Origin of the sequence: Phocaeicola sp., from assembly GCF_048170425.1 — a bacterium.
In the GTDB taxonomy this organism is placed as follows: domain Bacteria; phylum Bacteroidota; class Bacteroidia; order Bacteroidales; family Bacteroidaceae; genus Phocaeicola.
The window spans coordinates 1-7110 of sequence record NZ_DBEXBB010000147.1 but is presented as its reverse complement, the minus strand read 5'-3'; the positions used below and the strand labels follow the sequence as shown (position 1 = coordinate 7110).

The window sequence follows — 7110 nt, the reverse complement described above, 5'->3', positions numbered from 1 at the left end:
CCCGAAATCTCGGTCCGGACATTTTTTATTCTACATAAAGTATATGCCCTTCTGTATGACTGCCAAACTCCGGGGCATATACCGACTGGATTTCCGACGTACCTGCCTGATATACTCCCGAACGATCTACATAAACTTCATATTCAATAATATAAGTTCCTTTCCGAAGGTAATCCATAAAGAAGATTGTCGCTGCATCTCCATTTACCCGATACCGACCCAGCCCATCGGACCATTCATAACCTGAGATTTGCCGTATGGGTTCCATACAAGCTGCCCGTTCGTCTTTCAGGCATACGAAGTCCATATCCCGGTCGGCACGGAGAGTCAAGCGTACTGTCAGTTTGTCGCCTACCTGCAACTTTTCTTTGGCAGACAAGGTTCTACCTTTATATAAATACTCACGTGAAACTTGCAGGCCCTTACCTTCAAATACTTTTACACGGTCCATATCTTCCAAATACTGTGCATACACGGCACCCCATCCGACAGCTTTTCCCGTATGGCTTACGGTCAGCATCTTCACCTCAGCCTCCGCTCCACTTAACGTATGACTGATACTGCCCAGTCCATCTTTTGGAGTTTCCAGCATGACATTGCCTGCCACCGCCTGCATCTGTCCGGCTTCCTTCAATGCCATACCATCTGCCAGCAAGGCATACACCGCATCCGCCGTAGCCAATGGCGTATCCCAGCACTGCACCTGCTTTTGTTTCAACAACCAGTGTTTCATCTCCTCCAGCATCTTTTCATCCTTCTCCACATACTGAATAGCTTCCATAGCAGCCACCTGCGTCGGAATGCGGTAACCGTTCCATGCGTATCCGGCTTTCGGCGTATCAAAATAACGTCCCATTTCCGGTGCCACTACCGTATATTCCTTAATAGAATGTACCAGCATCTCCGCCTGCGAACGCTTTCCCTGCGCCTGAAGAATCCGAGCTATCAATGCCTTTTCATAAATGGAATAGGCAGCAGAACGGTTTTCCAGTTTAGACGTCATGTATTCTTTTGCAGCCTCACTAACCCTTTCTCCAGCGGCTACATCCAACGATACTATATACAGATACCTTACCGCCAATTCACTTGGCAACTGCTGGCCTTTCTTACCCGCTTCATTTTTCTTCAGGTTCTCATATTCCTGACGGAAGGCTTTTTCCAAGTAATTCAAGCCTTTCAGATACATTCCGGCCACTTGCGTATCCGTCATGATATTCATGGATTTCAGACGAGCCAGCAGTTCCACCACCTGCGTAGTAACCAATCGGCTGCCCTGCATACCGTTGAACCAACTCCAACTTCCATCCGCTTTTTGCAACGTCTTCAATTTCTCCACAGTCTGCCCCATGCGGTAATTCATCGTATTTAGGTCGAATAACAATCCAATCCGCTGTTTTTGCTCCTGTTCATCTGTCGCCTGAGCCAACCAAGGCGTTTCAGCCAACAACAAGCTTTTCAGTTCCTGTTTTTTCTCCAGTTCACTCCACAAAGTTTCTTTTTTTACTCCCAGCTTTCTCCAAGCTTCAAATACAGGCTGAATCTGCGGATTAAGTTCTATAATTTTCCGTGCCAATGCATTGGCGTAGTAAGCCGAAGCCCAGGAAAATGCATCGTCCTGCTGCGGATTTCCTACTACCGGAAGTGCCTGTACGGCATACCATATCGGAGTAGAAGTCAGTTCAATGGTCAACAGGCGTTTCTGGGCTGTCTTGCTCTGTCCGTTAAACAAATCCTCTAAATTCACTGCCTGAGATTCCCCGCCTTTCACCTGCAAAGACAAGGTTTCCGTCATCCATTGCTTGTCAGTCAGCACGGGAAGATAATGTTGCTCTCCATCACTAAACTCACCAGCCTCCGCCTTCATCCGACAAATCAATACCTCACCATCCATATTCACCGGGAAAGTAAAACGTACACTACCCGTTTCTCCAGCCTTCACCAAGAAGTCCTGCACAGCCTGATACACCACAACTTCACTCATGGGATTCACCAATTCCAGACGTGCTACCCCTTTCACCTCTTCCGTTGACAAATTTATCAAAGAAGCCGCCAGTGAAGCATCATCTCCCCGACGAAGGAAACGAGGCAAATTAGGCTGAATCATAAACGGTTTTTCGGTCCGGGTTTCTGCCTGCAAGAGTCCGTAATCCATGTGGCGAGTATGTGCCAATCCTCTGAAATTCCACTGCGTCAACGCGTCTGGTACGGTAAACACCAATCGTACGGTTCCGGTTGAATCTGTACGCAAATCAGGATAGAAGAAAGCCGTTTCTGCAAAATTCTCGCGTAAAATCACTGATTGTTCCGTTTCCCAAGAGACCGTTCCAGACTGACATTCGGCTTCTTCCACTCCGTCATCCTGCGTGAATCCCGTCTGCACATTCAAAGCCTCATCCGCCCTCATGGAATCTGGCGCTACAGCCGCAGCCTTCATCATGATTCTTGCCCCGCGTACCATCAGTCCGTTTCGGGAGAAGGTTCTGTACTGACGCAAAGAAGGAACCCACAGCCGGCTGTACAATTGCGAGTTATCAGGACTATATACAGAAGACAATGAATAACTGTAGAAGGGCGAATAAGCCATCACGATGCTATTCACCGACTGAATAAACGGCATGACCGAAGGAGTATATCGGCTGAAACTCAACTGGAAGTTCCACGGATTATCCCACAGACGGTCGAGTGAAGCATCATACAAGGTAGCCAGCAGACGAGCATCTGCCGGTTTGCCTGCTGCATCCAGAATCTGCATGGTCCAGGTTTCTTCTGTGCCCGGACGCAAACGGTCACGGAAAACCTCCCACTTCAATGTCAGTTTCTTCTCCGGTACCGGACGTTTCAAAGCGACTTGCTTGGAATACCAGATACCGTCTTTCATAAATCCAAAGCTAACGGTAATACCATCGCCGTATTCCGGCCGCCACGTATAATCAAATGGACGGATTTCCTCGTTCAGCACAAACGAGTCAGAAACCAGCATTCGGTTGCCACTGTATACATGATAAAACAAATGCACATTCTTCTCACTGCTGCCCACATACAAGGTCACCGGCTGCGTTTCCTCCAGCTGTGTGCCGTCCTGATAGAACCATTCCACAGTCTTTACCGGAGGAACCCGGTCTTTCAACGAAAAGAGTACAAACTCCTGCGCTGCACGACAAGGACGCCCGTGCTCATCACTGGCGGTTACCTCCAGCAAGTATTTTCCAGAGCCCAACTTCTTCCATGCTTCCGGCAGGAAAGGTTGTCCGGATTTCACCGTATCCTCCCATACTGTTTGTTGCTTCTTTCCGGCCTCATCCAACGCATAAAGCGAGCAAGTCACATCCAATGCCACAGGCTGTTGCTGCATATTCAAGGCCTGCACCTGAACCTTCTCCAGTTTCTCACGAGCCACTTTTCCGCCCAATCCCTTTATCTGTAATCCGATGGCATGCTCACCCACCGGAAGCACCAGTACACCTTCCTGCGTTTCTCCGGCCGCATCCGTCACTTCCACCTTCACCTGATAACGATAGAATCCGTCCCAACCTAAAGAGACCTCCGTATCCGGACGTTCCAGACAAACCTTCACCGCAAACGTTCCATCGGCCGAAGTCATCAGTTCACCCTCCGCCAGCTGTTGTTCTCCTGCCACGCTCCGCCAGAACCAAGCCTTTGAACGGGTCAAGGTATAACGCACCTTACCACCCTGCACCGGCGCGCCGGAAAACTTTTTCGCCATACCTTCCAGCTGCAAGGAATCCCCCATTGTGTAGGCTTCCTGCACTTCTTTCCAGGTTACCTCAAACGTCGGGCGCTTGTATTCTTCTACCCGGATATAACAAGAAGCCTTTTCCGATTCTATCCGAAACATGCCAGCCAATGTTTCCGAAGGCAACTGAAATTCCGCTGAAAATGCACCGAAATCATCCGTAGTCAATTCTTTCCGGGCTATCTCACGGTTATTGGCATCCCTCAACGCCAGCCAGATGGCCGCTTCTTTGCGTACCTCTACACTATCGCCTTCCTGCGTATAAGCCACTCCAGACACGTATACCGTCTGTCCCTTACGGTACAGCGCACGGTCGGTAAACAAATCCATGCGGTCCACCTTCTTCTTGCTGTCATTGACCATCGGCAACACCCTTCTGGACCAGTAAGCCACCTGCATAAACTCATCCTTGCCTGCACGTGCATGCATCCACAATGATTCTTTCATGTCTGGCACTACTACCTTGCCCTGCTTATCGGTTTTAAACGTCTTATATAAGGTATAATTACCCGGCACAGGAATGGAATAGAACACCAATTCTGCCCCTGCGACCGGCTTTCCTGTCTTACAATCCACCACATGACACTCCGTCTGCCTTCCTTCCATCGGGAAAGAAACCACCTGCAATGCAGACAGATGCACTACATCGTATCCCGTTTTATCCTGATAGCCGTCGGGGATTGATTTCAATATATAAATCCCCGCCTCGAGCATCCGGCTGGTCAGCACAGAAACCGTATCCTTGTACGTTGGAGTATCCGGCAAGTCCAACCGCACTTTATCCACCAGTTTACCATACTTCTTTATCAGGTCCGCATGCTCCAGATTCTGTGCAAACACAGAAGAAGAAGCCTTTAGGTTCAGTCTATACCATTCCAGTGTCGCCCCTCTCAGGTTCTTGCTGGTAACACGAAGTTCCGCTTCCGTCTGCGGATAAGGATGAGTTACCTGCACCGAGAGCGACGGCATGCACACTATGCGCTGCTTATCCTTCAAATCGGCCGTGAATTCCGAAGAAGGATACCGTTTTATTCCTTCTTCTATCACCTTCATTTCGGACACGAAGTCTTGTTTCTGATGATAGAAATCGGCCCATGACACATACAACGCCGCACAGGCATCTACTCCTTCATAGGCTTTTGCCCACGCCTGCAACTGCTCCAACACCTGTTCGTCCGACAGCTGTTGCGGATACCTCCATCCATTACGCTGCCAGTACATCAATCGCTCCAGACGTGTCAATAATTCCGCGTCACGATTTCCTGCCGCCTCGTATTGTGCAATCAGCTTTTCATACTTGTCGAACACTGCCAACTGTACGGCCTTGCTTCCTCCCCCATTCCATAGAAGCTGAAAGATGGACTGGCGTAACAGCAAATCGTACATATTGTCACCGAAATAGCGCTGGCTCCATTTGCCCTGTTCAGCCATCGGACGAAAATCGGTCGTAGCTACGCCCAGCAAAACCTCTTTATCCTTTACTGCCCGGTCAAACTCATACAATGCGCTGTCCACTTCCTGAGGAGCGGATTCCAACTTATAGTATCCTGACAGAAACGCCAACACGGCTTTCTGCAAAGGATCGTTCTCCTCTGCAGCCCATGCATTCAGTCGACAAAGTTCACGCTGCAAACTGTCCGGTGTCAGCCCCACCTGACATTCCACCCGCGAAAGATATGCTTTCAGCATCTGCGGAGCATTCTTCTCCTTCCTTGCCTTTTCATAAATCTGGTTCACCTGTGAAATCAAGGTCTGCGGCAAATCCTTCTTCCGGGTTTCCTCTACCTCCTTCCAAAGACGGTCGTAACTCTGAGCTATCCCCGCCAAAGGGAACATAAAAGCCAACAATCCCGTGGCACATATCAAGAATAGTCTGTTCATAATTTCCAATTTTAAGTTTTACAAGGTTGTCTTTATAAAGATAAAACCAAAACCCTGATTTACTGCACAGATTTTCATTAAAAGAAGTAAAACCACAGAAAATCGAAACAAAAAAAACGGAGGCTGCCCTTTTCCCTTTTACGGGAATCGGACAGCCTCCGTATCTATTTATCCACTAACGGATATTACTTTTTCGGTGTATTTTCCAGTGTAGCCAGCAAGAAATCATAGAACTTCTTCACTGACGGCACATGACAGCGTTCTTCCGGTGTATGCGGGCACTGCAAAGTAGGACCAAATGAAATCATATCCAGTCCCGGTACAACCGCACCGATAATACCACATTCCAGTCCGGCATGAATCACTTTCACTTCCGGTGTTTCACCAAACTGTGCCTTATAAGATTCCTTCATGGCATGCAGAATCGGAGAGTTTACATCCGGTTCCCATCCAGAGTAGCTGCCAGAACGTTCTACGTGCATACCTGCCATAGAGAAACAGCTCTCGATAGCCGTATTGCGATAATCCTTCATTGATTCGCGAGAGCTGCGTGTCAATACCTTAATGGCAGCCTTTCCATTGCCGATTTCTACGATAGCCAGGTTAGAAGAAGTTTCCACTGTATCCGGGATAGTCGGGATGAAACGTTCTACTCCATTCGGACATGCATAAATTGCATCCACCAGGTTATCACGGATTTCTTCCGGCACCATCATCTTCGACAAGTCCACACGTTCTGCCGTAAAGCTGATATTGTCTTCAATGGTAGCGAATTCATCACGCCATACCTGTTCGCATTCACCCACGAATGCCAGCACATCTTCTACCTCCGAAGCCGGTACGGTAATCACTACTTCACATTCACGCGGAATGGCGTTGCGCATGTTTCCACCTTCCCATGACACCAGACAAGCCTCATCGTAAGCAATCACCTGATTCATGAAGCGAGCCATCAACTTGTTGGCATTGGCATGTCCCCAGCCAATCTGAATACCAGAGTGACCACCACGCAATCCCTTCAGTGTCACCTTCAGTGCCACGTCTTCCGGATCTGTTTCTTCTTCCTTGTATTCCAAAGTAGCTGTCAGGTCTTCTCCACCTGCACAGCCAATATAAAGCTCACCTTCTTCTTCTGAATCCAGGTTCAGCAGGATTTCTCCTTCCACCGTACCCTGTTTCAAGCCGAACGCCCCATACATACCGGTTTCTTCATCGGCAGTAATCAGCGCAGTCAGCGGACCGTGTTTCAAGGTCTTGTCTTCCATAATGGCCATGATGGCTGCCACACCCATACCGTTGTCTGAGCCTAATGTGGTACCTTTAGCCTTCACCCATTCGCCGTCTACATAAACCGGAATAGGATCTTTTTCAAAATCATGCTGTGTATGTTTGTCTTTCTGAGGAACCATGTCCATGTGAGCCTGAAGGATGACAGACTTCCGGTCTTCCATACCCGGAGTGGCCGGTTTGCGATA

2 protein-coding genes are annotated in these 7110 nt (G+C 48.7%); both read right to left on the bottom strand.

Features of this window, described 5'->3' with window-relative positions:
• Positions 1–25 precede the first annotated feature (25 nt).
• Positions 26–5635 carry an alpha-2-macroglobulin family protein gene (locus ACMJ0U_RS05665; RefSeq protein WP_417128744.1) on the bottom strand — a complete coding sequence of 1870 codons (5610 nt, stop codon included), beginning with the start codon at positions 5633–5635 and terminating at the stop codon, positions 26–28.
• Positions 5636–5820: 185 nt separating this feature from the next.
• Positions 5821–7110, bottom strand: a 1290-nt coding sequence (locus ACMJ0U_RS05660; protein ID WP_417128742.1) for an aminoacyl-histidine dipeptidase, incomplete at its 5' end; no start/stop codon positions are given.

Excerpts from the sequence above, each read along its gene's own strand:
- ACMJ0U_RS05665 (WP_417128744.1), bottom strand. The coding sequence starts at position 5,635 with ATGAACAGACTATTCTTGATATGTGCCACGGGATTGTTGGCTTTTATG.